The sequence below is a fragment of the Runella limosa DSM 17973 genome (assembly GCF_000482465.1).
GTDB lineage: Bacteria > Bacteroidota > Bacteroidia > Cytophagales > Spirosomataceae > Runella > Runella limosa.
Map to the genome: position 1 here is coordinate 117,623 of NZ_KI519422.1, position 25,760 is coordinate 143,382.

26 protein-coding genes are annotated in these 25,760 nt (G+C 45.7%); 10 read left to right on the plus strand and 16 right to left on the minus strand.

The genetic code is table 11. The features are described from left to right. Positions 1 to 10 precede the first annotated feature (10 nt). Positions 11 to 403 carry an ExbD/TolR family protein gene (locus tag K339_RS0118430; RefSeq protein WP_028524919.1) on the minus strand — a complete coding sequence of 131 codons (393 nt, stop codon included), beginning with the start codon at positions 401 to 403 and terminating at the stop codon, positions 11 to 13. Between the two features lie 22 nt (positions 404 to 425). Continuing rightward, positions 426 to 1,106, minus strand: a complete 681-nt coding sequence (locus K339_RS0118435; protein ID WP_028524920.1) for a MotA/TolQ/ExbB proton channel family protein — start codon at positions 1,104 to 1,106, stop codon at positions 426 to 428. A gap of 211 nt (positions 1,107 to 1,317) precedes the next feature. Between K339_RS0118435 and K339_RS0118440 the strand changes: the two genes are divergently transcribed. Beyond that, positions 1,318 to 2,079 carry an NUDIX hydrolase gene (locus K339_RS0118440; protein ID WP_051398099.1) on the plus strand — a complete coding sequence of 254 codons (762 nt, stop codon included), beginning with the start codon at positions 1,318 to 1,320 and terminating at the stop codon, positions 2,077 to 2,079. Between the two features lie 47 nt (positions 2,080 to 2,126). Here the strand turns inward: K339_RS0118440 and K339_RS0118445 are convergent, their stop codons facing one another. Continuing rightward, the gene (locus K339_RS0118445; protein ID WP_051398100.1) at positions 2,127 to 2,609 is read right to left on the minus strand and encodes a hypothetical protein; all 483 of its coding nucleotides are present in this window, start codon (positions 2,607 to 2,609) and stop codon (positions 2,127 to 2,129) included. Between the two features lie 217 nt (positions 2,610 to 2,826). Between K339_RS0118445 and ggt the strand changes: the two genes are divergently transcribed. Together ggt and K339_RS0118455 are read left to right on the plus strand one after the other, a co-directional pair. Further along, positions 2,827 to 4,584: a gamma-glutamyltransferase gene (ggt, locus tag K339_RS0118450; RefSeq protein ID WP_028524923.1), complete on the plus strand. Its 1,758-nt coding sequence runs from the start codon at positions 2,827 to 2,829 to the stop codon at positions 4,582 to 4,584. 64 nt (positions 4,585 to 4,648) lie between these two features. Beyond that, the gene (locus tag K339_RS0118455; protein ID WP_051398101.1) at positions 4,649 to 5,371 is read left to right on the plus strand and encodes an alpha/beta fold hydrolase; all 723 of its coding nucleotides are present in this window, start codon (positions 4,649 to 4,651) and stop codon (positions 5,369 to 5,371) included. 34 nt (positions 5,372 to 5,405) lie between these two features. On the opposite strand, the gene K339_RS0118460 is transcribed toward K339_RS0118455, so the two are convergent. Genes K339_RS0118460 through K339_RS0118480 form a run of 5 tightly spaced genes read right to left on the minus strand, consistent with a single transcriptional unit; the run spans position 5,406 to position 10,192 of the window. Further along, positions 5,406 to 5,978 (minus strand): hypothetical protein, encoded by a 573-nt coding sequence (locus tag K339_RS0118460; RefSeq protein ID WP_028524925.1) that lies wholly within the window; start codon positions 5,976 to 5,978, stop codon positions 5,406 to 5,408. A gap of 48 nt (positions 5,979 to 6,026) precedes the next feature. Continuing rightward, positions 6,027 to 6,695, minus strand: coding sequence for a TVP38/TMEM64 family protein (locus K339_RS0118465; protein WP_028524926.1), 669 nt, complete (start codon positions 6,693 to 6,695; stop codon positions 6,027 to 6,029). A 3-nt stretch (positions 6,696 to 6,698) separates the two neighbouring features. Then, a complete protein-coding gene (gene dnaN, locus K339_RS0118470) occupies positions 6,699 to 7,823 on the minus strand; it encodes a DNA polymerase III subunit beta (RefSeq protein WP_028524927.1) in 1,125 nt (374 codons plus the stop codon). A 51-nt stretch (positions 7,824 to 7,874) separates the two neighbouring features. Further along, a complete protein-coding gene (aroC, locus tag K339_RS0118475) occupies positions 7,875 to 8,960 on the minus strand; it encodes a chorismate synthase (RefSeq protein ID WP_028524928.1) in 1,086 nt (361 codons plus the stop codon). Further along, positions 8,960 to 10,192 carry a BatD family protein gene (locus tag K339_RS0118480; protein ID WP_510186792.1) on the minus strand — a complete coding sequence of 411 codons (1,233 nt, stop codon included), beginning with the start codon at positions 10,190 to 10,192 and terminating at the stop codon, positions 8,960 to 8,962. The genes aroC and K339_RS0118480 overlap by 1 nt, the downstream gene beginning before the upstream one ends. Before the next feature lie 297 nt (positions 10,193 to 10,489). On the opposite strand from K339_RS0118480, the gene K339_RS0118485 reads away from it, so the two are divergent. Continuing rightward, positions 10,490 to 10,699 (plus strand): hypothetical protein, encoded by a 210-nt coding sequence (locus K339_RS0118485; protein WP_028524930.1) that lies wholly within the window; start codon positions 10,490 to 10,492, stop codon positions 10,697 to 10,699. A gap of 37 nt (positions 10,700 to 10,736) precedes the next feature. On the opposite strand, the gene K339_RS0118490 is transcribed toward K339_RS0118485, so the two are convergent. The 3 genes from K339_RS0118490 to K339_RS0118500 form a co-directional block, all read right to left on the minus strand. Next, the gene (locus K339_RS0118490) at positions 10,737 to 12,845 is read right to left on the minus strand and encodes a M3 family metallopeptidase (protein WP_028524931.1); all 2,109 of its coding nucleotides are present in this window, start codon (positions 12,843 to 12,845) and stop codon (positions 10,737 to 10,739) included. Positions 12,846 to 12,939: 94 nt separating this feature from the next. Continuing rightward, a complete protein-coding gene (locus tag K339_RS0118495; protein ID WP_028524932.1) occupies positions 12,940 to 13,641 on the minus strand; it encodes a response regulator transcription factor in 702 nt (233 codons plus the stop codon). Between the two features lie 53 nt (positions 13,642 to 13,694). Then, positions 13,695 to 14,303 carry a Uma2 family endonuclease gene (locus tag K339_RS0118500; protein WP_028524933.1) on the minus strand — a complete coding sequence of 203 codons (609 nt, stop codon included), beginning with the start codon at positions 14,301 to 14,303 and terminating at the stop codon, positions 13,695 to 13,697. Positions 14,304 to 14,415: 112 nt separating this feature from the next. On the opposite strand from K339_RS0118500, the gene K339_RS0118505 reads away from it, so the two are divergent. Next, positions 14,416 to 15,261, plus strand: coding sequence for an MBL fold metallo-hydrolase (locus K339_RS0118505; RefSeq protein ID WP_037301074.1), 846 nt, complete (start codon positions 14,416 to 14,418; stop codon positions 15,259 to 15,261). A gap of 154 nt (positions 15,262 to 15,415) precedes the next feature. Here K339_RS0118505 and K339_RS0118510 read toward each other — a convergent pair whose 3' ends face one another. Beyond that, on the minus strand, positions 15,416 to 15,985 hold the full coding sequence (locus K339_RS0118510; RefSeq protein ID WP_028524935.1) for a YceI family protein: 570 nt from the start codon (positions 15,983 to 15,985) through the stop codon (positions 15,416 to 15,418). 332 nt (positions 15,986 to 16,317) lie between these two features. Between K339_RS0118510 and K339_RS0118515 the strand changes: the two genes are divergently transcribed. Both K339_RS0118515 and K339_RS0118520 read left to right on the plus strand, forming a co-directional pair. Beyond that, the gene (locus tag K339_RS0118515) at positions 16,318 to 17,361 is read left to right on the plus strand and encodes a sensor histidine kinase (RefSeq protein ID WP_028524936.1); all 1,044 of its coding nucleotides are present in this window, start codon (positions 16,318 to 16,320) and stop codon (positions 17,359 to 17,361) included. Next, the gene (locus K339_RS0118520; protein WP_028524937.1) at positions 17,358 to 18,098 is read left to right on the plus strand and encodes a LytR/AlgR family response regulator transcription factor; all 741 of its coding nucleotides are present in this window, start codon (positions 17,358 to 17,360) and stop codon (positions 18,096 to 18,098) included. The genes K339_RS0118515 and K339_RS0118520 overlap by 4 nt, the downstream gene beginning before the upstream one ends. Here the strand turns inward: K339_RS0118520 and hisF are convergent. From hisF to K339_RS0118535, 3 genes are all read right to left on the minus strand, one after another. Beyond that, on the minus strand, positions 18,095 to 18,916 hold the full coding sequence (hisF, locus tag K339_RS0118525; RefSeq protein ID WP_028524938.1) for an imidazole glycerol phosphate synthase subunit HisF: 822 nt from the start codon (positions 18,914 to 18,916) through the stop codon (positions 18,095 to 18,097). The genes K339_RS0118520 and hisF overlap by 4 nt on opposite strands. A gap of 15 nt (positions 18,917 to 18,931) precedes the next feature. Then, positions 18,932 to 19,390 carry a GNAT family N-acetyltransferase gene (locus K339_RS0118530; RefSeq protein ID WP_051398102.1) on the minus strand — a complete coding sequence of 153 codons (459 nt, stop codon included), beginning with the start codon at positions 19,388 to 19,390 and terminating at the stop codon, positions 18,932 to 18,934. A gap of 78 nt (positions 19,391 to 19,468) precedes the next feature. Next, positions 19,469 to 20,143 (minus strand): CAP domain-containing protein, encoded by a 675-nt coding sequence (locus K339_RS0118535; RefSeq protein WP_028524940.1) that lies wholly within the window; start codon positions 20,141 to 20,143, stop codon positions 19,469 to 19,471. A gap of 185 nt (positions 20,144 to 20,328) precedes the next feature. Here K339_RS0118535 and gltX point away from each other — a divergent pair, with 185 nt between their 5' ends. The 3 genes from gltX to K339_RS0118550 are packed head-to-tail and all read left to right on the plus strand — an operon-like array spanning position 20,329 to position 23,704. Then, a complete protein-coding gene (gene gltX / locus K339_RS0118540; protein ID WP_028524941.1) occupies positions 20,329 to 21,837 on the plus strand; it encodes a glutamate--tRNA ligase in 1,509 nt (502 codons plus the stop codon). 1 nt (position 21,838) lies between these two features. After that, the gene (locus K339_RS0118545) at positions 21,839 to 22,666 is read left to right on the plus strand and encodes a histidinol-phosphatase (protein ID WP_028524942.1); all 828 of its coding nucleotides are present in this window, start codon (positions 21,839 to 21,841) and stop codon (positions 22,664 to 22,666) included. Positions 22,667 to 22,726: 60 nt separating this feature from the next. After that, on the plus strand, positions 22,727 to 23,704 hold the full coding sequence (locus tag K339_RS0118550; RefSeq protein WP_028524943.1) for an NAD(P)H-dependent flavin oxidoreductase: 978 nt from the start codon (positions 22,727 to 22,729) through the stop codon (positions 23,702 to 23,704). A gap of 76 nt (positions 23,705 to 23,780) precedes the next feature. On the opposite strand, the gene K339_RS0118555 is transcribed toward K339_RS0118550, so the two are convergent. Beyond that, positions 23,781 to 25,703, minus strand: a complete 1,923-nt coding sequence (locus K339_RS0118555) for a histidinol-phosphatase (RefSeq protein WP_051398103.1) — start codon at positions 25,701 to 25,703, stop codon at positions 23,781 to 23,783. Between the last annotated feature and the right edge of the window lie 57 nt (positions 25,704 to 25,760).

Below are 25,760 nucleotides of genomic sequence, written 5' to 3' on the forward strand. Positions count from 1 at the left end.
AATCCTGTACTTATTTTTTAACCGCCATCACCATTTTGATGTCGAGCTTGGCACCTATAGCCAATACATCTACGAGGTCTTGTACCGAGACCGTTTGATCTACTTGTAGAATCACCGTTTTATCTTCTACACCGTTAAAAATAGCGGCGAGTTGTGTCTCTAGTTGGTCTTTAGCAACGGGCTCACGGTCGATAAAATAGTTTTTCTCAGAATCGACCGCCACGGTGGTTTGTTTTTTCTGCATTTGTTGGGCCGCCGACGCCTTGGGCAACATGAGCTTAATGACGTTGGGGTTGACCATGGTCGAAATAATGAGGAAGAACAACATCAAGAAAAACATGATGTCGTTCAAAGAATGGGTAAATACCTCGGGGGCAAATTTACTTTTACGGCGTATTTTCATGATAACAATGCGTTTGACAAAATTAGCGAGTGATTGGCTTTTGCAACACATCCAAGAAATCGAACGCGCCTGATTGCAATTTAAGGGCAATACGGTCGATTTTCATGCTCAACAAGTGGTAGCCCATGTAGGCAATCAAACCCACAATCAAACCTGCTCCCGACGTTACCATTTTTTCGTACATACCGCTTGCTACGGTGCTGATATTGAAGTCGTTTGATTGAGAAATGCTGTAGAAAATATTGATGATCCCCGAAATCGTTCCGACGAAGCCTAACATGGGAGCAATACCTGCCACAACCCCCAAATACGAAAGGTTTCCTTCAAGGCGAGACAATTCGATTTGGCTGGCGTTTTCGATGGTGCTTTCGATGTCTTTGATCGTATAACCGATGCGGCCAATGGCTCTTTCAAAGATACGACCCGCTGCCGAACGTTGATTACGACAAAGCGATTCGGCCGATTTGATGTTTCCCTGTTGAATAAAATCCTTTAAATTATCAATAAAGCTTTCGTCGAGCTTGCCGTTGGCGTTGATGGCGAGCCAGCGTTCAATGATCAAAAACAACGTCAGGAAAAACATGATGAGGAGGGGAATCATTACCCAACCACCTTTCATTACTAAATCAAATAGAGAAATTCCTTGTGCGGAGGCTGCGGTAGCTACGGAGTCAACGGCGGTTTGCGCTTGAAGTAGGATCATTACTGTTGGTTTTTTGCTGTGTCAAAAACGGAATGGAATAGGAGAATATTGTTTAGTGGCATCAAATATACGAATTTCTAGCAGATGTGGCTTTTCCTGTACCGAAAGCCAATAAATAGCAGCCGTTAGGCGCAGTGATTACTATGAAAAATACGGTATTTTTAAATTCATTGTAGCTTTTTAGGTCATCAACCTATTTGTACTCGGTTCCATGCTCGATTCGTTCCCCGCTCGTTCTGCCTCTTCGGCTATTGCACAATTCCGTGATGCCTCTGCTAGTCCTCATTACCACCAAGGGGAGGTTGGTTTACTCAATTCGGTCGATTGCGTTATTTTTGGGTTTTACGGCACTGAGCTGCACGTGCTGTTGCACCGCTTTCTTTATGACCCTTTTAAGGGCTATTGGGCGTTATTGGGTGGGTTTGTGCATCCTGAAGAAAACATTGATGACGCCGCGCGCAATACCGTAGAGCGTCTTACGGGGCTTGATAATGTATATATGGAGCAGGTATATACGTTTGGGGCGGTGTACCGTGTGCCTACCGAGCGCGTAATAACGACCTGCTACTATGCCCTCATCGAAGTAGAACCGACCTTGTCGAAGTTGTCTCACGAGTATGGCGCTACTTGGCATCCTATTTCCCAAATATCGCAACTTGACTTGGTCTATGACCACCTCCAGATGTTTCAAAAAGCCCTCGAACAGCTCCGCCGCAAGGTGCGTTACCAGCCGATTGGCTTTGAGCTTTTGCCCGATAAATTTACCATGCTTGAGCTGCGAAATCTCTACGAGTCGATTTTGGGGCGCGCGTTAGATAAACGAAACTTTAGTAAGAAAATTCTGAATATGAACCTGTTACAGAAACTAAAAGAGAAGCAAAAGGGGACGTCGCGGAGAGGAGCCTATTATTTTCGTTTTGATGAAAAGCGTTATCAAGAATTAGCCGCTAAAGGTTTTTTATTTGAGATTTAGCCGCTAATTTTTGATAACACATTGTGCTTGTATCGGGCTGTTTGTTTTTAGCAAAACAGTTGGCCCCAGTTGTCTTGAATGTCGTTGGCCTTGTCAAACGAGGCAACCCATTGAATAAAAAGCAATCGAAAATCTTCGATGGCTTCGCGCAATACTTCAAGGTAATGTACTTCCTTGAAATCCATCATTTCAAGGCCATAGGTGTGAGCTTCTAAGCTCCGTGCGTGAATCTTTACAAGAACGGCATTTTCCATGCGTAGGCTATACAAATCAGCCCCTTCCGCTGCTGCAATTTTTGCGCGAATGAGGGCTGCATCCTGAAAAATAGTCTCGCGGTAGTGATCCATAAAACAGCCGTCGTCTTCAATAAGAGACATAAGCGAATCTACAATTTTGTAGATTTCACGGGCTTGTTTCATAATGGGAAGGCTTTCTACGCGACTTCTTTCTTGTTCATAGTTGTGTTTAGCTTCTTCAGGATCGAAATTCTCTTCAAAACTGAAGTTTTCATCATCGTTAAAATTAGACATGCTTATGTTCTTTGAGTAGGGTTTTAAACTTGCAAATTGTAAAACTTTTCGTTTTGAAACAAAATAGATATAGATTAAGACAGATTAAAATTCACTGCTAGAAGGGTAAATTTACTAAAAGCTATTGAGGGGATATTTTTCGGAACGGGAAAGCCTACTATCAGTAATAAAATACTTTTTGTAACTTGAAACCCGAAATATTCACCTTAACACTTCTATGAACAAACTTTCTTACTTTTTGTTAGCTACATTTTTTAGTTCACTTTCTTTGGCACAAGATGTGAAAGAAAGTAAAGGGTTTTACCAGTTCCTGACCGAAGACCCAACTCAAAAGCCTTTTTATTCTGATCGTCAAGGAGTTATTGCCTCCAATGGCATGGTGGCATCGGCGCATCCAGAAGCCTCTAGGGTAGGGGTTGAAATTTTGAAAATGGGAGGAAATGCTGCCGATGCAGCCGTTGCGGTTCAGTTTGCCTTGGCAGTGGTTCATCCTTCGGCTGGAAACATCGGCGGTGGTGGCTTTTTTGTGTATCGTACCAAAAAAGGCAAAAACTATACCCTCGATTTTCGGGAAAAAGCCCCGCTCAAAGGCCATAAAGACATGTACCTCGATGCCGAAGGGAATGTTATCCAAGGACTAAGTTTGTCGGGACACTTGGCAAGTGGCGTACCTGGGTCGGTAGATGGAATGGTGGAAGTCCACAAAAAGTTTGGGAAACTTGCGTGGGCTACGTTGCTCCAACCTGCCATTGATTTGGCCGAAAAGGGTGTTGTGCTGACCGTAAAAGAGGCTACGGGACTTAACCGCATCAAAAATGACCTTAAAAAACTAAATACCGACACGACTTATTTCCGTCGTCCCGATGGTAAAGATTGGGTAGAAGGAGATTTGTTAGTGCAAAAAGACCTTGGACAAACCCTGCGCCGTATTCAACAAAAAGGGCGTGCAGGATTTTACGAAGGCGAAACGGCGGCTTTACTCGTGGCCGAAATGGAGCGAGGCAAAGGTATTATTTCGTCCGAAGACCTTCTTCAATACCACGCTACGTGGCGTGAACCTTTGGTGGGGAAATTCAAAGAGTATAAGTTGATTACGATGCCACCCGTATCGAGTGGGGGAGTGGCGTTGTTGCAATTGATGAAGTTTGTGCAGCCCTATCCACTCAAGCGTTGGGGCTGGCATTCTGATTCTACGATTCAGGTAATGATTGAAGCCGAACGTCGCGTCTATGCCGACCGAGCCAAGTTTTTGGGCGACCCTGATTTTGTGAAAGTTCCTATCAAAGAACTTACCTCGGACGAATACCTGAAAAATCGCTGGAAGGATTTTACGTTTAATAAAGCCACCAACAGCAAAGAAATTGACGGTGGGCTTATTCCAGGTTATGAAAGCTTAGAAACAACGCACTTTTCGATTGTGGACAAGGAAGGAAATGCGGTCTCCATCACGACAACCCTCAACGGAGGTTATGGAAGTCGGGTTATAGTGAAAGGAGGCGGCTTTTTGATGAACAACGAAATGGATGACTTTAGCATCAAACCTGGTGTTCCAAATATGTTTGGTCTGATTGGCAACGAAGCCAATGCCATTGCGCCCAGCAAACGAATGCTTTCATCAATGACGCCGACGATTTTGGAGAAAAATAAAAAGCTTTACATGGTGGTAGGAACCCCAGGTGGTTCAACGATTATTACCTCGGTGTTTCAGACGATTTTGAATGTCATTGAACACGGTATGACGATGCAACAGGCCGTCAACGCCTACAAGTTTCACCACCAATGGCTGCCCGATAAAACCACCTTTGAGAATGGCGCGTTTACGGAGTCGGTCGTCAAACGTTTGCAAGGGAAAGGATATATACTTGAAATGCAACGAAATACAATTGGTCGGATGGACTGTATTTTAATCCGTCCCGACGGGACATTGGAAGGTGGTTCTGACCCGCGTGGCGATGATACAAGCATCGGATACTAATCATTCTAAACCTTATAGGTTTCAAAAACCTATAAGGTTTGTCTACGGACACGGCCCCAAACTCATGCTGGCTTTCCACGGCATTGGCCAAGACCACCGCTGCTTTTTGCCCTTGGTCGAAGTCTTAAAAGAACAATACACTTTTTACCTATTTGACTTACCTTTTCACGGTCAAAGCCCCGCACTGACGGACGAAAAACTGTCGATGGAAGCGTGGAAAGCGTACATCGAGGACGTATTGTCGGAACAAGGTATTGAGCGATTTTCGGTGATGGGCTTTAGCATGGGTGGAAAGTTTGCTTTGGCGACACTTCAATTATTAGCTCCTCAGATAGAATCTTGTTGGTTACTAGCTCCCGACGGCATCACCGAAAGCCCGTGGTACCGTTTGGCCACGCGTTTTTGGTTGACAAAAAAGCTGTTCTCTTTTTTTGTTCATAACCTCTCTTCCTTCAAAAAGTTGGCAGATGCCTTGATAAAAGTGGGCTTAGTAAACAAAAGTGCGGTTAAGTTTGCTGAATCGACACTCGCAACTCCCGCCCAACGTGAGCGAGTATATCGTTCGTGGATTGGTTTTAGTACCATTCGTCCCAATTGTGCGCTGATTGCTGAATTGGTGAAAAAATATGAAGTAGAAGTACGGATTTTCTTGGGAAAATACGATGCACTTTTGCCACAAAAATACATTTTGCCACTCACCAAACGCCTCCCTTCTGTCCCCGTGGTCATATTATCCACAGGCCACCACCGACTTGTGGATAAAGTAGCGGAATGGTGGAAAAGTTAGACTTTCCAAGTTGTCAACACTTGGGAAGTCTCGTCTAGTTGACCTTTTTGAAGTTATTTTTTACCTTCCAGTGATAATTAATCCCCAATTTAAGATAAGGAGTCTGGTTGATAGGAAGGGTTTCAATTCGGCCTTTGAGAAGGGGACGAACATAACAAAAATCAAGGGAAACCGATGAGCCTACAAAATGCGTGAGCCCAAGGGTAAATGAGCTTCCTAGATTCCACTGGCCACTTTTATCTTTTAAAGCAACTGCTGTTGACGTGAACCGATACATATCGAATGCGCCTTGCAAGAAAAATTGCCATTTGGCATCGTCAAATAGATAGCGCCTAACAAAGGGGGAAACGATTCCTTTGTTTTGAACAAATTCATCGGGAGATAGAAACGTATTGAGAAGTGTTTGACTTTTGTAGGAAGGTGGAAGAGAAGCGCCTATCAGCCATTTTTGACGTAAAAAATATCCCACTTGGGGGCTAAGACGGAATGAAATCCCGTTTTTAGAGGCATGAATACTTTCGTGATAGCCCAGTAAAATTCCTTTTTTACTTTGGGCAAAGAGATAGCTATTGATTAGAAAAAGGGTACAAATAATCATTGTTTTCATTGGCAAAGAGGTTTGCTCTTTAACGCTCAATGGGTTGCTAGTAGTATCTTATTGATTTTTAGGAGCAACGACTCGAAGCAATCCAACGACGGAAAGAATGACCAAGCCAATGATGATAACCCTACTTTCAAGCCCTTGGTTGGGATTTTGGAGAAGCTGTTTGATTTGTTGGGCTTCCATGCCAACCCACACCGCAAGCGCCGTGCGGGGAATCATGCCTAAAAATCCTCCCCAAATGATGTTCCGAAAGCGTAGCCCCATTAAGGCAAACATGAGGTTAGTCAGGGCAAAAGGCAGAACTGGGGATAGTTTCGTGAAAAAGACAAACCGAATTTCATCCCCGTGGATGCGTTGGAGAAAACGAGCTACCTTGGGAAACTGAGACAGATAACGCAACAAACTGTCGCGGTTGAGGCGTTGTACGAAGGCGTACACCAGCGCGATAGCGGCGAGGTTTAGCAAGATCAATGGTAACAACGCAATCCAACCTAGAAAATACCCAAAAACAAAGGCCAGAAGGGTAGGAGGCGTGAGGGCCAAGGCACAAGCTAACGCGCATACCAACGACGCAATAAACCACTCGGTCGCGCTAAAACTCCGAATGTAACCCTCGTTCTGAACGAGCCACCAACCTACCGCCGAACTGGTAATAAAAGGCAGTACGGTCAAAAAAAATGCCGAGAGACTCGGCATTAGTAATTCTTTTGATGATTTCATGCCCTAAGCGTAGGTATTGAGCATCACTGGCATCACAAGCATCAAAATCTCTTCGTCGTCTTCTTTTTCGAGTGGAACAACGATACCTGCACGGTTAGGCGCTGATAATTCAAACGACAAGGAGTTTGAGTTAACGTTGTTGAGCATCTCAATCAAAAACTTCGCGTTGAATCCAATTTCCATTTCGTCGCCATTGTACTCACAAAGCAAACGTTCGTTGGCTTCGTTTGAGTAGTCCAAGTCTTCGGCCGAAATGACCAATTCGTTAGGAGGAGTCAATTTAAGGCGGATTTGGTGCGTCGTGCGGTTTGAATAAATCGAAATACGACGGAGCGAGTTTAAGATTTCGCCACGACTGATGGTCAGCACGTTCGGGTTATTGGTTGGGATAGCGTTTTCGTAATCAGGGAAACGCTCGTCAATCAACCGACAAATCATTTTGATATTGGCAAAGCTAAAAAACGCGTTCGATTGGCTAAACTCTGCTTTGACAGGAACGTTGTCAGGCAACGACGACTTGAGCAAGTTGAGCGCTTTGCGCGGAATAATCATGGTTGTATCCACGGCCGATTTGACATCGAAGCGGCGGTAGCGAATCAAACGGTGGCCGTCGGTTGCGACAAACGTTGCGTGGTTGGCGCCTAGTTGCAAAAATACCCCCGTCATCGCAGGACGAAGCTCGTCGGTGCTAGTAGCAAAAATGGTATTTACAATGGCACTCATGAGAGATGTGGAAGACAGCTCTACCGAAAATGCGCGGTTGACCGATGGAATCTTAGGGAAATCAATCGGATTTTCGCCTGAGAGTTTATAGCGACCGTTTTCAGACACGATTTCAATCCCAAACGTATCACTATCTACTTTGATGGCGATGGGCTGTTCTGGAAGACCGCGTAAAGTATCTAAAAGTAATTTAGCAGGTATGGCAATCGCTCCTTTGTCCGATGACTCTACTTGGATTTCGGTAATCATTACGGTCTGTAAATCAGAGGCCGTAACGGTAAGCGAACCACCGTCGAGTTGGAATAAAAAATTCTCAAGAATCGGTACGATAGGGTTGGTTGAAACGACGCCGTTGATTGCGGCAAGTTGCTTTAGCAATACTGACGACGATACGGTAAATTTCATAGCAAAATGTACGTTTAATAAACAACAAATTTACGATAAAGTAGCATACTATCAAAAATTATGCCTAACGCTTTTATCGCGCAGATAGAAGTCCACCAGCACCAGTGCGGCCATAGCTTCGACAATCGGTACGGCGCGCGGTAAAACGCACGGATCGTGCCGACCTTTGCCCTGAACCGTGATGGATTCGCCGTTTTGGTCCACACTTTCTTGGTCTTGCATAATGGTAGCCACGGGCTTAAACGCCACGCGGAAGAAAATGTCTTCGCCGTTTGAAATACCGCCTTGGATTCCCCCTGAATGATTGGTACGGGTACGAACACGGCCCGTTTCGTCAGTATAAAAAGCATCGTTGTGGGCCGAGCCTTGAAGCTCAACTCCTTCAAAACCACTGCCGTACTCAAAGCCTTTGACGGCGTTGATGCTCAACATCGCTTTGCCCAATTCTGCATGAAGTTTATCAAAAACAGGTTCTCCCCAACCCACGGGCGTGCCTGTTACTACGCAACTTACTACGCCACCAATCGAATCACCTTGTTTGCGAATGTCGTCGATGTAATCAAACATTGTTTGCGCCATTTCGGGGTCGGGGCAGCGAACAGCGTTGGTATCGGTAAGCGATAGGTCGAGTTCGTGGTATTCTTTGTCGAGTTTGAGTTTCCCTACTTGCGACACGTACGCTTGTACGTCCACGCCGAGGTCTTTCAGTACCAATTTGGCCAAAGCACCTGCGGCTACACGGGCAGCGGTTTCGCGGGCCGAACTGCGCCCACCACCGCGATAATCGCGAACGCCATATTTGGTTTGGTAGGTAAAATCGGCGTGAGAAGGACGAAACTGCTGTGCAATGTGCGAGTAGTCCTTGCTACGTTGGTCTTCGTTCCAAATCATCATGGCAATCGGCGTGCCTGTTGTTTTGTCTTCAAAAACGCCCGACAATACCTGTACGGTATCGGCTTCGCGGCGCTGGGTAGTGATGCGCGACTGGCCTGGTTTGCGGCGGTCGAGTTCTTGCTGAATAAAAGCCAAGTCGAAAGGAACACCCGCTGGGCAGCCTTCAACAACTACGCCGATGGCGGCGCCGTGTGATTCGCCAAAAGTGGCTATTTTGAAAAGTTTTCCGTAGGTACTACTCATTATTTCCGAAAGATAAGAAACATACTTATTAACATGAGGACGACCAAAACGTTGGCAACGTTGCGAATGATTTTTTGGTAGTCAAACACAAACTTGGTGGTGTCCCAGTGTTCAATGCCGTTATAAATCGACTCCACTGTTTCACCTGCTAGTTGGGTATTTTGAATATTTTTTCCCGTAATGACCAGCTTTAAGGTCGAATGCAACGTGTCGTATTTTTGCTTTTGAGGATTAAAAAATACCCAAAAAACGCTGTTGCTCAGGTCAAACTGGCCGTTTTGTTTGGGGATGATTTGGTAACGAAATGTTTTTTCGCCCGCAATTTGCCCCTTTTTTCGCAAAATATTATCCTCTACATCGGGCGGATAAACATCAAACAGGGCTTTGTTGGTAAACGTAGGCTCTTGAATCGACTTGATATTACCGTCGCCAATGATTTTAAAATCGTAGCGGTAGCTTTTGCCCGTTTCGAGTTGAGTCGTGCTTATTTTTTCTTCAAGGCGAAAATTTCCTACCAACACCTGATTGCGAAGGGGGTGAGTAGGCAGGGTTTGAACTTGGATTGACACGGGGCGAGACGAGAAACTCAGAAAGGAAGACGTTTTTTCTTCCGACGGATTTTTAGCCATTACGCGCATTGTCAGCGTCACGGCTGGAATCCGAATGGCTTGGTTATTAAGGGGGAAAAACGATGCTTGATAAATGCGGTATTCGGTAAAGGCTTTGCCGCCAATCAGGATTGGAATGGCGGGAATCTCTTGGATGCCAAAATTTTCTTCCCAACAGTTGGCGGGTTTGAGGGCTTTAAGAATTTTTTCGAGTTGTTTTTCTACCTCAAAAAAATCCATTTCAGTAGCGTTACTTTCCGAAACAAGCAGCGAAAGCCGCAGGTTGAACCCTTCTTCGACATATACTTTGCGTTTATCTACCCGTACCGACAAGAACGCGCCCGTCGTCGCTTCTTGGGCAAGTTCGGAATCTATGGCCTCTATTTCGTCGGCTGATTCTTCCAAATTGGCGGTTTTTCCTACTACCACCGATGTCCCTTCCGAACGTAATACTTGTTTGTTGACCAAAATTTCGAGTGGCCCCGTGAAGAATGTTCCCGTTTTGATGGGGTAGTAGTTTTGGGAAATGGTGTAGGTGACAACGGTTTTCCCTCCGACTTTACTCGTGAAGCTCGACCGTGAACTTTCTCGCTTTTGAAAGTTTTTGATATTATCAGGAAACAAAATAAGCGGGATTGGGTCAATATCCGTGATTTTTACTGAGATGACAAAAGGTTCGTTAATACCTATCTCAGTCCCGCTAAATTCAACGGAAAAGGGGTTTTCGCCATTTTGCGCCCACGATGAAGATATAGTGCAAAAAAAAATTAAAAAAAGTATATATAAATTCCCCTGTTTCATCGTTATCTTTAATGCAAAATTAACATACTGGGCGTATAAAACCCCTAACCTTTGACGTTAATTTTGTGAAAGTACTTATTCCATCATTCTCTTAGCGTTCGTTAAAATCCTGTTATGATTATGGCAACTATGTTAGAGTTCATCAAAACCGTGCTTGTGAAAGTGAGTTTTGACAAGAAACTGTTTGAAAAAGAGTTACGTAAGGCATTAAAGGTGCTTTTGCCGGAAGATGTTAAGCAATTACGTGCTTGGTGCTATGAACGTTTTAGTGACAAGTACACCTTCATCCTTAATCAGTATTTTAGGAGGCGACGTTTGTCGCTTAACTAGCAAAAGAGCCGCTCTCGATCAGAGCGGCTCTTTTGTTTTATAAAGCTAATCCATCTCGCTTCAGCATCGCGTTGGGTTTAGGCTCACGCCCTCTGAAACGCTTGTACAATACCATTGGCTTTTCGGTGCCTCCTTTTGAAAGTATATTGTCACGGAATGACTTCGCTACCTCTTGGTTGAAAACGCCTTTTTCTTTGAAAGCTTCAAACGCATCAGCATCCAATACCGACGACCACATGTACGAGTAATAACCCGCTGAGTAGCCCCCCGCAAAAATGTGCGAGAACGATGGACTCACCGCTGTACCAGGAACAATCGGGTAAAGGTCGGTTTGCTCGGCTACTTTTTTCTCTACTTCAGCTACTGACGCGCCCGTAGGTTCGCCGTTGTGCCACGCCATATCGGTCAAACCAAGGTTGATTTGGCGCGCCATGCCTAGGCCCGAAAGGAAGTTAGACGAAGCTTTGATTTTCTCAATCAACTCGTTTGGAATCACTTCGCCCGTTTGGTAGTGTTTGGCAAAAAGTTTCAACACTTCAGGTTCAGTGCAGAAGTTTTCCATAAACTGGCTTGGAAGCTCCACAAAATCCCACGATACGCTGGTACCGCTTACGGTTTCGTATTTCACGTGCGACATCATGCTGTGAAGCGCGTGACCAAACTCATGGAAAAGCGTTTGAACCTCGCGGAAAGTCAACAACGACGGTTGAGAATCAGTTGGGCGCGTAAAATTACAAACGTTTACCACGTGCGGACGAACATCTTTGGTGCCTTCAAAATGCTGCGAAAGCGTGGTGTTGTTCCAAGCACCTGCGCGTTTTCCTGCGCGTGGGAAGTAGTCGCCGTACCATACCGAAAGTAGTTGGCCTTTTTCGTCAAAAATTTCGTAGGCTTTTACTTCGGGATGCCATACTGGAATGTTTTTGTTTTCCTTGAAAGTAAGTCCGTACAGTTTGTTGGTCAGTGTAAATAAGCCATCAAGTACGTTTTCGAGTTTGAAGTAAGGCTTCAACAACTCGTCGTTGATGCTGTATTTTTCTTTTTTGAGTTTTTCGGCATAATAACTCGCATCCCAACGCTGCAACACATCTTCCGAGAAGCCGTTTTTCTTGGCGTAGTCGGTCAATTCTTTTAGCTCACGCTGGGCGGCAGGTTTGGCGTAGCTGAGGATTTCGGTTTCAAAGGCCAATACTTTTTCGGGCGTTTCGGCCATGCGCTCTTCCAAAATGTAATTTGCCCAAGTTTTGTACCCTAGCAACTTCGCTTTTTCGTGGCGGAGTTTTACTACTTTTTGAATAATGGCTTGGTTGTCGTTTTTGTCGCCGTTGAAGCCGCGTTTGTTGTAAGCCAACCAAAGTTTTTTACGAAGCTCGCGGTTGTCGGCATATTGCATAAACGGCCCGTAGCTAGGCGCTTGAAGTGTAAAGACCCAACCTTCTTTGTTGAGGCGTTTAGCGGTGGCTTTGGCGCCGTCTTTTACAAACGCGGAGAGGCCAGCCAATTCTTTTTCGTCGGTAATTTGGAGCGCGTATTCGTTGGTTTCGGTCAAGTTATGCTCACTAAACTCAATCGAAAGTTGCGAAAGTTCTTTGTTCATACCACGAAGCTTTTCTTTGTCAGCGGCGTTTAGGTTGGCTCCGTTACGCGAGAACGACTTGTAGCTTTTTTCGAGCAGCATGGCTTCCTCAGTACCAAGCTTGAGTTTGTCGCGTTGGTCCCAAACGGCTTTTACCCGAGCAAAAAGCTTCTCATTGAGCGAAATATCGTTGCCGTATTCAGTGAGAAGGGGGCTGGCTTCGCGAATGGCTTTTTGAAGGTCGGGCGTAGTTTCGGCGCCATTCAAATGGAACATAATGGGCGTAACGCGGCTCAATAGGTCCCCTGCGCGCTCAAGCGCCACGATGGTGTTGTCGAAAGTAGGCTTGGCAGGATTGTTGACGATGACATCGATTTCCTTGCGGCCTTCTACCATGGCTTCTTTGATGGCGGGCAAAAAGTGGTCAACTTTGATTTTGTCGTAAGGTGGTGTCTGGTGCAGCGTCGGAAACGGCTGCAAAAGTGGGTTATCACTCATGGTTGGCGGATTAGTTTGCGCAACGGCCATACTACTGACGAGCAGACCCGCGAGTAAACAGTTTGTTTTCATGGAACAAATAAAGTGGTTAGTTGAAAAAGTGCAGCAATTTAGGGCAGATTCTGTACAAATTTATCACCCAAAGTGAGGGATTAGTCCTTGAAAACTAGGCATCTTCTTTCAAGACATAGCCCATTCCTGACTTGGTATGAATAAGTTTGGTTTCAAAATCACGGTCAATTTTCTTGCGGAGAAAATTAATATATACCTCAACGACGTTGGTACCGCTGTCGAAATTCATGTCCCATACCTTTTCGGCGATATCGGCTTTTGACACAATACGGCCTTTGTTGCGCACCAAGTATTCGAGCAGAGCCAGTTCTTTGGGGGTGAGGTCAACGGTCTGGCCTGAGCGAGTAACGGCTTTGGTATCGACATTGATTTCGAGGTCGGCAACGCGGAGGGTGTTGCCGCCTGCGGGTTCGGTATCCGAATGCGAGCGTTTGAGAAATACGTTGACCCGCGCCAGTAATTCCCGAAAGTCGAATGGTTTGACAATGTAGTCATCCGCCCCGACGTTGAATCCCTCGATTTTGTCATCGGCTTCACCCAGCGCCGTCAGCATCAGTACAGGGACGTTAGGGTTGCGTTGACGGATGTGTTTACAAACTTCGTAGCCGTTCATCGACGGGAGGTTGATGTCGAGGATAATTAAATCAAAATGATTAGCCGACGCGATTTTGCTACCAATCAGCCCGTCGTAGGCGACTTCGGTATCAAAACCCTTTTCGCGTAGCCCTTTGCTGATGTTTTGGGCAATGCGAGAGTCGTCTTCGACGATGAGTATTTTCTTTAAATCTGTATTCATTCAGTTAATTGAAGTAGGCTAGGCAAAATGCAAATGGGCAATGTAATCAACTCTTAACGCAAAAGACGTAGCGGAAATTCAAAATCGGGAAGTACCTCTTCGCCTGACAGGCTTTGGTCAAAAGTAGTTACTTTGCTAATGGTACCATCAGCCCGATAAATAAAAACGGTTTCGGAGCTGGGTTGAATCAACCAACCTAGTCGAACGCCATTTTCGATGTATTCGAGCATTTTTTCTTGCGCCTTTTTGAGTTGGTCACTGGCCGACATGAGTTCAACAACGAAATCGGGAGCAATCGGAGGAAAACGTTCTTGTTCCTCATCATTCAATTGATTCCAACGCTCATCGCTTACCCAAGCGGCATCAGGCGACCGAGTGGCGAAGTTGGGGAGTTTAAAGGCCGTTGACGAATCAAATACTTTTCCATCGTGGGATTCAGACCACATGTCTAGGCGAGAAACAATCTTTGTGTTTCTAATTCCCGTTTTTCCCCCAGTGTTTGGCATAATTAAGATGGTTCCGTCTGGATTGCGTTCAAAGCGAAGGTGGTCGTTGCGGCGGCAAAACCGATAGAACGCCACATCGTCCATGTCGTCTTCTAACTCCAAGGTAAAAGCCTCAGTTTGTCCAGTCGCAAAGTCATTTACAAGTACCGCTGTCATCAGGAAGTAATTTTTATACGGTAAATATAACGAGTTTTGGGAGAATTTAGTTGTTTTGGGCTAATTACACCTTCACAAACTCATCCATCACTCTTATCCTTATTTTACACCCATGAATTTACACGTGATTGACGCAGGACATTTTAAACTCGACGGCGGGGCTATGTTTGGCGTAGTGCCCAAAACCATTTGGAATCGGTTGGTTCCTGCCGACGAAAATAACCTTTGCAGTTGGGACATGCGCTGCTTACTGGTCGAAGATGGCAACCGACTCATGCTCATAGATACGGGAATGGGCGATAAACAAGATCCCAAATGGCAAGCCTTTTATTATCGCCACGGGGAAGGAGAACTGGTGAAATCTATCGAAAAAGCGGGTTTTGGCGCACACGAGGTGACGGACGTGATTTTCTCGCATTTGCACTTCGACCACTGTGGTGGGGGTGTGAAATGGAATCGCGACCGAACAGGTTATGAACTTACTTTTCCCAAGGCCAAGTATTGGACGCATTCGGATCATTGGCAAACGGCGACTCAGCCAAACGCCCGCGAGAAAGCGACGTTTTTTAAGGAAAACATTTTGCCAATTCAGGAAGCGGGACAATTGTTTTTTTCGGATAAAATTGAAAATCCGTTTGGCCCCAACGTGCAGCCTGTCTATGTAGATGGGCATACCGAAAAAATGACGATGTTGAAAATTGAGTACAGAGACCAAACGGTGGTGTTTATGGCCGATACGATTCCGTCGCACGCGCACATTCCGCTGCCGTACGTGATGGGCTACGATGTGCGCCCGCTCGAAACGATGCAAGAAAAAGAAACCTTGCTGAAAGAAGCCTTGGATAAAAAGTATATTTTATTTTTTGACCACGATCCACTGCACGATTGCTGTACTGTAGAAATGACTGAAAAAGGCATTCGAGTCCAGAACAAAGGAGGGCTTGGGGAGTTTTTGTAAAAACTTGTGTTGAGGGTTGCTCACAACCCGATGGGGTAGCGAACAGGTATGAGGGTTGCTCTCAACCCGACTGTTAGGGAATAAAACGCAAAAAAGCGTCGGACAGCTAGGCCATCCGACGCTTTGAGTCAAGACTTTGGTAAGTGAAAATGGGTTATTGTTGGTTAAATTCGCCCAGGGCTCTTAGTTCAACTTCTTCACTAACAACTGCCGATGGCATACCGCCTACGCCAAAATCGGTGCGCTTGATAGTACCTACTGCTTTAAAACCTACTTTGGGTTTTTGAGTACGGCCATCTTTGCCAACTCCTGTCAATGTAAGGTCAAGCGAGACAGGTTTTGTTACGCCTTTGATAGTAAGATTTCCGTTCAATTTGTATTTTTTGTCAGCTACTTTTGAGATAGACGTGCTTTTGAAAGTCAATGTTGGGTGGTTAGCAACATCAAACATATCCGCTCTTTTTAAGTGCGCATCGCGGCCTTCGTTGTCGGTATTGGCAGTGGCTAAATCGGCCGTCAATTCGAAAGACGCATCGCTAAAATCTTCTTTAGATGAAGTGATTGTGGCATCAAATGTTTTGAAGTTTCCGTCCACTTCCGACATTAAAAGGTGGGTTACTGTAAACCCTAACTTTGCGTGAGCTTTGTCAACTTTCCAAGTGTTTTGGGCAAAAGTGGCAAACGATACCAACAAGGCTGAGGCTACTAAAGTGATTCTTTTCATTGTGATTGAAATTGATTTGTGAGTCGAAACGAATTTTTGGTTCGAGGCAAAACAAGAAGAAAGAATTGACATCAAAGGCTAGATTTCGACGGTTATCCGAAAATTATCGGCTGTTCGGTTAGCGGGGCGGCAAGTCGGAGATGTAGAAAATTTGGGATAAATGGTCGATTGAAAAAGAAAGAGAGTAGAAAACTTAGCACAGCGAAAAGGGTAACTAAAAATAGTCGCTTATTTTTCGGACTTTTAGCCGTAATTTTACTTTTCAATTCACACGCAATCTGTGTTCCTCCTTTTAATTAGATGATAAGTGTTACGCACTTTACCCTGCTCTGATGCAACCGTTCATTAAACGCTACCGAATCTTACTGCTACACCTTTCATTTTGGTGCGTTTATTTTTCATTTTTCTTTTACCAAATTCGTTTTCCGATTCGGGGGCAAGAAGTGACCTTTTGGGATGCCTTTAAAAACACCTCGTTTGAAGTGTTGTTTATGATGTTGGTGGTGTATCTCAATTACTTCTTTTTCTTATCCCGTTATCTCAAGCACAAAAGCCTGCTTCGGTATATCTTGGAGTTTTCGGTGCCGTTTGCGGTGCTGGTGCGGGCTTTTATTTTGTTAAAACGCCATTTAATCGACGGTAATACCCACAAAATCTGCTATTTCTACGAGGATAAGTTTACGGTAAACGTCGTACTGACAACGCTCTTTATCGTGATTTTTGTCGGAATGCTCAAATTTGCAGAAGGCTGGCTTGAACTCGAAGCCAAAAAGAAAGAAATTGAAAATGAGAAGCTTACGTCTGAGCTTCGGTTTTTGAAGGCACAGATAAACCCGCATTTTTTGTTTAATACCCTCAACAACCTCTATTATTTGGCCTTTACCAATTCTCCCAATACGACCGAAGTAATTGCGAAATTGTCGCAGATGATGCGTTACATGATTTACGACTCCAACCACGCCAAAGTGCCGTTGGTTAAAGAGATTGAGTACATGGAAAACTACATTAGTCTCGAAAAACTACGCCTCAACGAGCCGATTCCAATTCTTTTTGAGGTCAAAGGCAACATTGATGGCGTGCTGATTGCGCCGTTGATTCTGATTAGTTTTTTGGAAAATGCGTTCAAACACGGCGTGAGCAACAACTTTTCGGGGTCGTGGATTAAAGCTGATTTGGTGATAGAAGGTATGGCGTGTGTCTATACGGTGGCCAATAGCAAATTGCCTATCAATGCGACTCACTCCGACGAATCGTCGGGAATAGGGCTACAAAATGTAAAACGGCGTTTGGAATTAAGTTATCCCGATAACTTTGAATTAGAGGTCGAAGACACTACCGAGGAGTACTGTGTACGCCTAAAACTGAACTTAGTATGACCCTTACCTGCGTGGTGGTAGAAGATGAGCCTTTGGCGCGAAACCTCCTGGAACAATACATCCTAAAATTGCCTCATTTGAAGCTTGTAAAGTCATTTTCAAATCCGTTGGCAGCGTTTGATTTTTTGCGGACAAATACGGTTGATGTCTTGTTCTCAGACATTCAAATGCCTGAAATTACGGGGATTTCGTTGTTGAAAATTCTTCCCAAAAAACCACTCGTCATTCTGACAACGGCTTATTCGGAATATGCGCTTGAAGGCTACGAACTGGATGTGGTCGATTATCTTTTGAAGCCAATTACGCTAGAGCGTTTTTTGAAGGCGGTCGAAAAAGTAACGCAGCGGCTAGGTGCTTCGGTTTCACAAATGCCTGCGACGCTGCCCGAAACTACGCCAACGGCTGTTGAAACCCCTATTTTACCCTCAATTTTTGTCAAAGACGGAACCAAGCTGGTGAAGATTCGCCTGTGCGATGTGCTGTACATCGAGGGGCTCAAAGATTACGTCGCGATTTATACCAAAGAAAAGAAAATCGTTACGCTTCAAACCCTCAAATCGCTCGAAGTACAGCTCAGTGCGCATCAGTTTATTCGGGTACACCACTCGTACATTGTCTCTTTTGACGCCATCGAGGCGATTGACAAAGAGAAAATCCAGATTGGTAAAAATTGGATTCCAATCAGTGATACGTACCGTAAAAGCTTCAAAGAATTTCTGGACAAACACCAATCTTAGCGCGACATCCGCATCGGTACGCCACGCTCGTGGAGGTACTGTTTCAAGGCAGGAATTTCGATTTCTTTAAAGTGAAAAATACTCGCTGCGAGCCCAGCGTCGGCATAACCTTCCGTAAAAACATCGTAAAAATGCTCCATGGTGCCCGCTCCTCCCGACGCAATAACGGGAATATTGGCATTTTTGGAAATAGCCGCCGTCAGCTCTAAGGCAAATCCAGCTTTGGTACCATCGGTATCCATGGAGGTAAGCAAAATTTCCCCCGCTCCCCGTTCTTCCACTTCTTTGGCCCATTCGAGCGTGAGAAGCTCAGTGGGTTTGCGCCCGCCGTGGGTGTGGACTAACCCCACCCCTAGCCCCTCCCCTCTAAGGGAGGGGGAAATAGAGTCCCTCCCTACAGGGGAGGGATTTAGGGAGGGGTTTCTTGTATCAATCGCCACCACAATACACTGACTCCCAAACTCCAACGCAAGTTCATTGATTAAGCCAGGGTTGCGGACGGCGGCGGAGTTGATAGAAACTTTGTCGGCACCCGCATTGAGTAAGGCCGATACGTCGGCTTTGGACGAAATTCCGCCCCCTACTGTAAATGGAATATTGATGGTATGTGCCACGCGGCGAACCAGCTCAATGAGCGTTCCGCGTCCTTCTACCGTGGCCGTAATATCGAGGAAAACCAATTCGTCGGCGCCTTGTTCGGCATAAACGGCGGCCAATTCAACGGCGTCACCTGCGTCACGAAGATTAACAAAGTTGACTCCCTTTACGGTACGTCCATCTTTGACGTCGAGGCAGGGAATGATGCGTTTGGTAAGCATATTTGCTTTTTTGAATTAATATTTCGTAAAGTTAACTTTTTCCATCATGCGCTCAGGGCGGGCGAGGCTCGTAAAGCCGTATTGCTCGTACAAACCGTGGGCATCGGCTGTTGCCAACGTCCAGCGTCGGAAGCCTTGTAGTTCAGGAATTTGATTAAAAATGCAATCCATCAGCCACTTAGAAAGCCCTTGGCCGCGATAGTCTGCCAAAATGAATACATCGCCCAAATACCCATACGTAGCAAAATCGGTAATGACGCGGGCAAAACCGATTTGGGTTTGGTGGTGATAGACCCCAAAAGTAAATGAGTTCTGAATGGAGCGCTCGATGATGTCGAGTGGAATGTTTTCAGCCCAGTACGACTGGGTGGACAAAAAAGGAAGAATCACCGAAGTATCAAGCTTTGATTTGTCCGTTGAAATCAAAAAATCTTCTTTTTGAAATTCATAAACGAGGGTGTCGAGCAGCGCCATGGCGTATGGAGGGTCATTGAGGCTGCAAATAACCGAAAAAATGACGGTTTTTGTGCGGTTTTGCTGGAGTAAGGTACCTTAATTCGCTTTTATTTGGCCAAAATTTTGAACAAACCGTCCAAAAGGAGCGCGACATTCCTGGTAGGGATTTTTAGAAAGTCGGGCGGCACATCCCAAATGGGTGTACGTAGAGTCGAGCACATTATGACGGTGCGAAGGCGAATTCATCCATTCATCGACGGCATACTGGGCAAAATCGAGGTAGTTAAATACGTTCAGCAAATGCTTATTGTCACAGTTGAAATACTCAAAACTTCCGTCGCGCTTTCGGCGGCAACAATACTCGGGCGGGCTATCAATCAATTGGTACTGACCAATGTTTTCGGCCATTCGGCGATAATCACGTGTGAAGGTTTCAACCCGCTGAGAGAGCTTGGCAAAAGAAGGACTGTAGAGGTGGACATGGTTGTAAAATCCCATTTGAATCATGTCGGAGGCAAATTGCTGAGCCGCTTGCTGCAATCCTGTGGCGTGCTGAAGCGGAGGGAGACCGTGCTTACGACGGGCGATGTTGGTAGTATGAAATATAGCGGCATCGAGCAAGGCGTAGTTGGGATGCTTGGCATTAACAACCTGATTGGCTTCGGGGAGTTTTAAAAAATCATCGGAAGACAACGCATAGTAATTGACCGACCCTGTCTGGAAGCTAACCAACAAACCAAAAAGAAATAAAAAGTAAATGGCTCGATTCATGGTAGCTGTCAGAAGTAGTTCGATACTGAAAATAACAACTTCTTTACGAAGTTGTCAAGTAGTGCCCGCAAGAAATGGGGTTTTTGTGGTAACTTTGCGGCCTCAAAAGAGTTAGCTGTTGTTTGTAATGGATACATATCATTGTCAGAACAGCAACGATTAACGGATAACCATTAACGACTAACATGTCAGTAAGAGTTCGCTTTGCACCTAGTCCTACGGGGCCGCTTCACATTGGAGGGGTTCGTACGGCATTGTATAATTATTTGTTTGCCCGTAAAAATGGAGGAAAAATGCTCCTTCGTATTGAGGATACCGACCAAAATCGGTACGTACCTGGGGCGGAAGACTATATTTTGGAGGCGTTGAAATGGGTAGGGATTGAGATTGACGAAGGACAAGGTGTCGGTGGGCCACACGCGCCTTATCGCCAATCGGAACGTAAAGAAATGTACCGCCAGTACGCCGAACAGTTGATTAACTCGGGAAAAGCGTACTATGCGTTTGATACGGCCGAAGAAATTGAGGCCATGCGGAAGCGTTTGGAAGAAGCAGGGGCCGATGCCGCTCAGTACAACGCCATCACGCGTTTGCAAATGACCAACTCGCTGACGTTGTCGGCCGAAGAAGTGGCCAGTCGGATAGCCAATGGCGACCCGTACGTGGTGCGTATTAAAATTGACCCCAAACAAGACATTCGTTTCAAAGACATCATTCGCGAGTGGGTGGTTGTTCACGCATCTACGCTTGATGATAAAGTATTGTTGAAGTCGGACGGAATGCCAACCTATCACTTGGCCAACATTGTGGACGACCATTTGATGGGCATTACGCACGTGATTCGCGGAGAAGAATGGTTGCCGTCGGCACCGTTGCACGTGTTGTTGTACCAATATTTTGGCTGGACAGCCCCGCAGTTTGCGCACTTGCCGTTGTTGCTAAAACCCGAAGGAAACGGTAAACTTTCAAAACGTGACGCTGATTTGGGTGGCTTCCCGATTTTCCCATTGCAGTGGACAGACCCTAGCACGGGTACGGTGGCACGCGGTTTCCGTGAAGATGGGTATTTGAAAGATGCGGTGGTGAACTTTTTGGCGTTTTTGGGCTGGAACCCAGGCACTGAGCAAGAAATGTTTACCATGGACGAATTGATTCAAGCGTTTTCGTTGGAGCGTATTCATAAAGCAGGAGCGCGTTTCGATATTACCAAAGCAAAATGGTTTAATCAGCAATATATCAAGCAACTGAGTGACGAAGAGTTGGCAAAGAGCTTGCAGTTAGGAGACACTACAAAGTCGCTCGACCTGTTGAAAATCGTCCATTTGATGAAAGACCGCGTGACGTTCCCCCAAGAAATTTTGAGTGAAGCGTCTTTCTTATTTGAAATGCCTACGGAATACGAAGAAGCCGTAGTAGCCAGCAAATGGAATGCCGATGCGATTAAGGCGATTGCGGCTTATGTAGAAGATTTGAACGTGTATGAAGGGGAGTTTTTGGCAGATACAGCCAAGGCAATCTGGGCTGCTGCGGCAGAACGAGTAGGTGTGAAAATGGGGAAAGTGATGCAGGCACTTCGCTTGGCTGCTACTGGCGCAGGTCACGGCCCTGATTTGATGCTTGCCATGGAGATTTTAGGCAAAGAAGAAGTCATTGCTCGTTTGGAGAAGGCATTGGCGATATTACCAAAACCTTAATATGCTCACAAATTACCACAGCCACAGCCACTATTGTGATGGCAAAGGCTCGTTAGAAGAACAAGTACAAGGCGCGATAGCTCAAGGGCTTCGCGCCTTTGGATTTTCATCCCATTGTCCCGTTTCGTTTGCAAACCAATGGAGCATGAAAGCCGAGCGTCTTGCGGATTACCTTAGGGAAACCGCGACTCTCAAAGAAAAATACAAAGGTCAAATTGAGTTGTACATTGGCTTAGAAGTAGATTTTCTGCCCAATCAACTCGGGCCGAGCGACTTTCTGATGCTCGATTACTGCGTTGGTTCGGTGCATTATGTAGAACTCAATCAGTTTGGCCAGCCGTGGGAAATCGACGGTAGTTCGGTAGAGTTTTTGGCGTGTTTGGATACCCTTTATGATGGGAATATTCAGGTTGCTTTAGAAAAATACTACGGAATCATTCGGAAAATGGTCGAAACCGATGCACCACCCATTGTGGGGCATTTGGACAAAATTAAAATGCACAACGAAGCGCGTCCACTTTTTGAGGAGTCGGAAGAATGGTACGTGGCGCTGGTAGAAGATACGCTCCAAACCATAAAAAAAGCGGGTTGCATTGTCGAAATCAATACCCGAGGCAATTACAAACGGGGGCTTGAGCTGTATCCTTCTCCGTGGATTATTGCCCGAATGAATGAGTTACACATCCCCATTTGTATCAATTCCGATAGCCATCGTCCCGAAGAAATTACGGCTTCATTCCCGCTGGCTTTTGAGGCGGCGCGGGCGGCAGGATATACGCACCAACGGGTTTTGTTAGAAGGAAAATGGCAAGATGTGGAGTTGAATTAAAATAATTGACGAGATTAGCGTCAGTATTATTTTCCTAAACTTCATTCATTCCAAAAACCGATGGCAAAAGCACCTTTTATTGATTCGCTCTCGCTACCAGCAGTGGCAGCACCTATGTTTCTTATCTCTGGCCCTCAGCTAGTTATCGAATGCTGTAAAAATGGTATTGTGGGTACGTTTCCTGCCCTTAACCAACGTACTACCGAGGGTTTTGAAGAATGGGTGGTTCAAATTAAGGAAGAATTGGCTCGTTTTGAACAAGAAACGGGCAAAAAAGCGGCTCCTTTTGGGGTAAACCTGATTGTACACCATTCGAATCCGCGCGTACAAGCCGACTTGATGGTGTGTATCAAACACAAAGTACCGTTGATTATCACGTCGTTGGGCGCGGTGTCGATGCTCGTGGACGCTGTGCATAGTTACGGAGGATTGGTGTTTCACGATGTTATCAAAAAACGCCACGCCGAAAAAGCGGCCGAAGCAGGAGTAGATGGCTTGATTTTGGTAGCGGCAGGAGCGGGTGGCCACGCGGGAACGATTAACCCGATGTCGTTGGTGGCAGAAGTGCGTAGCTTTTTTGACAAAACTATTTTGCTTTCAGGTTGCATCAGTACGGGGCGCGACATTGCGTCGGCCTTGCAAATGGGGGCAGATTTGGCTTACATGGGTACTCGTTTTATCAACACTACCGAAAGCATGGCCGACGAAGCGTACCGCCAGATGATTATCGACAGCGGTGCCAGTGACATTGTTTATACGGCGGCGGTATCAGGCGTTAATGCCAATTTTTTACGACCAAGTCTCGAAGCCATGGGTATTACCGAAGAGCTTTGGGGGAAATCGAAAAAAATAGATTTTGGCGAAGAACTCGACGCCGCCAAGGCTGAAGCCAAAGCGTGGAAAACGATTTGGTCGGCAGGGCAAGGCGTGACGACCATCAAAGATAATTTGCCAACAGCTGAATTGATAGCCCGTCTAAAAGCTGAATTTATAGCGGCTCTTCAGCAGCAAGCCAAGGTGCTGGCCAAATACAGTTAAGCACTTACACAAAACCCCACAAGATATTCTAAGCCTTCTTATACATCTTGTGGGGTAATCGTTATGTTCCCAAAAATTATTTCTTCAAAAACTCTTTCACCAACTCCAACTGATCGGTGCTTATGAAATCAGCACCTGCTTCACGGAGTTTAGCCCATACGGCAGGGTCTTCGGGACAAGCCCACAAGCGGAGTTTTTTGCCTTCTTTGTGTACCCGCTGCACCAACGCCTGTAACTTCTGGAACTGCTCGGCGGGCATCTCGTCTTTCCCGCGCCACGTCAAATGATTGTTATAATTGTCACTGACGACGGGCATGAGTTCTGGACTCAGTTTTTTGCCCAAATCAGCAGGACGACCGTCGAAGGAAGCTAACCGCGTTTTTGATTTTTGAAGCGTTTCGATGGGGCGATTTCCCGAAATAAAGACAGTGACGGCTCCTTTGGTAGGTGTGTTTCCTTTGTACGATGTAAGGATACCACGGTACGACTGCAACAGTTTGTCCAAAGCTTTGTAGGTACTTTCTGCTTCGGTTTTGAAATCAATCATCAAATACACAGGGCCTTTGTAGTTGGGATAGACAAGGCCATTGTTTTTTCTAATGTGCTCAGTAAGCGGTTTTAAATACAAATTTTCGAGTGTAGTAGCAGCGTTGTTGAAGCTTGGGCGTTCGTGTGAGACAAACAACGTATCGTTGATGAGATACACATCGGCTTCGATGCTTGTAAAACCTTGCTCAAGGGCATCCCACAATGGCCGCGACTGTTCGTAGTCGTTGTGTGCGTGAGCATTAGGCAACGGTACTACGTTAGGGTTGGTTTCTGGAACTTGCAAATGAGCAATCGGTTGAATCCAAGCGGTTTCGAGCTCGCCCGCGCTGTACGGATTGTATTTGGCTTTGGAAGAAATAATCTTGGCGCGTACCCATAAATCATCATCAGCTAGGGTGTAGCTTGCTTCCGTGCCATTGAACTCACGCAAGATTTCTGCTTTGTCTTTTCCTTTTTTTAGGCCAATCAATTGGATGGTGTATGAAATGTCAGGTTCGGTTTTAATCCGAAACGAAAATGACGTGGGGGTTTGGTGCAAAGAAGCAAGTTCAACGCCCGAAGTAGCATAAAAACGCCCTGCTTCCATGGCTTCGATGAGGGCGCGCGGCGAAAGAGAAGGTGCATTGACCATCACCCAGCCACGTCCTGTGTTGCTGTATTCTAGTCCAAAAAACTGATAATTGTGGCTGTCGTCGGTGGCAAGACCGTACATAAGGGGGCGGCCTTGATGCACAAAATGCGTATTGATTTTATCCCACATCGACTCGGTACCTTCGCGTTTGGCATCGCCGTAATTATTGACCAGTGGGTGGCCATTGTGTACCTCAAAAAAACGTTCATGCCGCAGTTGCATCAAGTCTTCGGCCGTGATGGCGTAGTAGAAGTTGGGGTGATTGATGTGCGGGAACATTGGTTGCCCCGTTTGGCGACGTTGGGCAACGAGTAGGTCGATGTTGTTTTGCATTACTTCGGCCACGCTATTGCCGCGTTGGGGACGAATGAGGTTCTGCACATTCGTCATGTTGATGTGAATCGGCTTACTGTCGTAGCTTGTCGATACTTCTTCACTCTTCAAAATGAGGAATTTACCTGCTTCATCGAAATACGAACGGTATTCGCTCAGGTTTTTGAGCCGAACTTTTAGGGAATCATTCGGCCCTTTTTTATACTGCACCCAATCGGGGCCAAAGGTGCGTAGGTAGCGCTCAAACGTGCGTCGGCGCTCAGGAACGCGGGGAACATTGACCCATTTTTCGCCTTCTTGAAACGTATTATGGTCGGATAAACCAACGAAATGATAGCCATTGTTTTTGTACCAATCCATGATCATTTCGGGATAGTCGTCGCCGTCACTCCAAAGCGAGTGCGTATGCAAATTGCCTTTGTACCAGTTTTGGGCGTAGCCAAAATGGCAACAACAGATAGCGAAAGAAAAAAGAAACAGACGCATGAGCAGAGAAAATAAGAGGTTTAGTACCATAAGAAACGAACCTCAATTTTCTAACAC

What these genes read in the sequence shown, in the direction of transcription:
- aroC (WP_028524928.1), bottom strand. Translation starts at nt 8,960, where the DNA reads ATGAGTAGTACCTACGGAAAACTTTTCAAAATAGCCACTTTTGGCGAA.
- K339_RS0118535 (WP_028524940.1), bottom strand. Translation starts at nt 20,143, where the DNA reads ATGAATCGAGCCATTTACTTTTTATTTCTTTTTGGTTTGTTGGTTAGC.
- K339_RS0118520 (WP_028524937.1), top strand. Translation starts at nt 17,358, where the DNA reads ATGACCCTTACCTGCGTGGTGGTAGAAGATGAGCCTTTGGCGCGAAAC.
- K339_RS0118505 (WP_037301074.1), top strand. Translation starts at nt 14,416, where the DNA reads ATGAATTTACACGTGATTGACGCAGGACATTTTAAACTCGACGGCGGG.
- K339_RS0118485 (WP_028524930.1), top strand. Translation starts at nt 10,490, where the DNA reads ATGGCAACTATGTTAGAGTTCATCAAAACCGTGCTTGTGAAAGTGAGT.
- ggt (WP_028524923.1), top strand. Translation starts at nt 2,827, where the DNA reads ATGAACAAACTTTCTTACTTTTTGTTAGCTACATTTTTTAGTTCACTT.
- K339_RS0118530 (WP_051398102.1), bottom strand. Translation starts at nt 19,390, where the DNA reads ATGGCGCTGCTCGACACCCTCGTTTATGAATTTCAAAAAGAAGATTTT.
- hisF (WP_028524938.1), bottom strand. Translation starts at nt 18,916, where the DNA reads ATGCTTACCAAACGCATCATTCCCTGCCTCGACGTCAAAGATGGACGT.
- K339_RS0118465 (WP_028524926.1), bottom strand. Translation starts at nt 6,695, where the DNA reads ATGAAATCATCAAAAGAATTACTAATGCCGAGTCTCTCGGCATTTTTT.
- K339_RS0118550 (WP_028524943.1), top strand. Translation starts at nt 22,727, where the DNA reads ATGGCAAAAGCACCTTTTATTGATTCGCTCTCGCTACCAGCAGTGGCA.
- K339_RS0118430 (WP_028524919.1), bottom strand. Translation starts at nt 403, where the DNA reads ATGAAAATACGCCGTAAAAGTAAATTTGCCCCCGAGGTATTTACCCAT.
- K339_RS0118495 (WP_028524932.1), bottom strand. Translation starts at nt 13,641, where the DNA reads ATGAATACAGATTTAAAGAAAATACTCATCGTCGAAGACGACTCTCGC.
- K339_RS0118500 (WP_028524933.1), bottom strand. Translation starts at nt 14,303, where the DNA reads ATGACAGCGGTACTTGTAAATGACTTTGCGACTGGACAAACTGAGGCT.
- K339_RS0118460 (WP_028524925.1), bottom strand. Translation starts at nt 5,978, where the DNA reads ATGAAAACAATGATTATTTGTACCCTTTTTCTAATCAATAGCTATCTC.
- K339_RS0118440 (WP_051398099.1), top strand. Translation starts at nt 1,318, where the DNA reads ATGCTCGATTCGTTCCCCGCTCGTTCTGCCTCTTCGGCTATTGCACAA.
- K339_RS0118490 (WP_028524931.1), bottom strand. Translation starts at nt 12,845, where the DNA reads ATGAAAACAAACTGTTTACTCGCGGGTCTGCTCGTCAGTAGTATGGCC.
- K339_RS0118455 (WP_051398101.1), top strand. Translation starts at nt 4,649, where the DNA reads ATGCTGGCTTTCCACGGCATTGGCCAAGACCACCGCTGCTTTTTGCCC.
- K339_RS0118555 (WP_051398103.1), bottom strand. Translation starts at nt 25,703, where the DNA reads ATGCGTCTGTTTCTTTTTTCTTTCGCTATCTGTTGTTGCCATTTTGGC.
- K339_RS0118545 (WP_028524942.1), top strand. Translation starts at nt 21,839, where the DNA reads ATGCTCACAAATTACCACAGCCACAGCCACTATTGTGATGGCAAAGGC.
- K339_RS0118515 (WP_028524936.1), top strand. Translation starts at nt 16,318, where the DNA reads ATGCAACCGTTCATTAAACGCTACCGAATCTTACTGCTACACCTTTCA.
- K339_RS0118445 (WP_051398100.1), bottom strand. Translation starts at nt 2,609, where the DNA reads ATGTCTAATTTTAACGATGATGAAAACTTCAGTTTTGAAGAGAATTTC.
- K339_RS0118435 (WP_028524920.1), bottom strand. Translation starts at nt 1,106, where the DNA reads ATGATCCTACTTCAAGCGCAAACCGCCGTTGACTCCGTAGCTACCGCA.
- K339_RS0118510 (WP_028524935.1), bottom strand. Translation starts at nt 15,985, where the DNA reads ATGAAAAGAATCACTTTAGTAGCCTCAGCCTTGTTGGTATCGTTTGCC.
- dnaN (WP_028524927.1), bottom strand. Translation starts at nt 7,823, where the DNA reads ATGAAATTTACCGTATCGTCGTCAGTATTGCTAAAGCAACTTGCCGCA.
- gltX (WP_028524941.1), top strand. Translation starts at nt 20,329, where the DNA reads ATGTCAGTAAGAGTTCGCTTTGCACCTAGTCCTACGGGGCCGCTTCAC.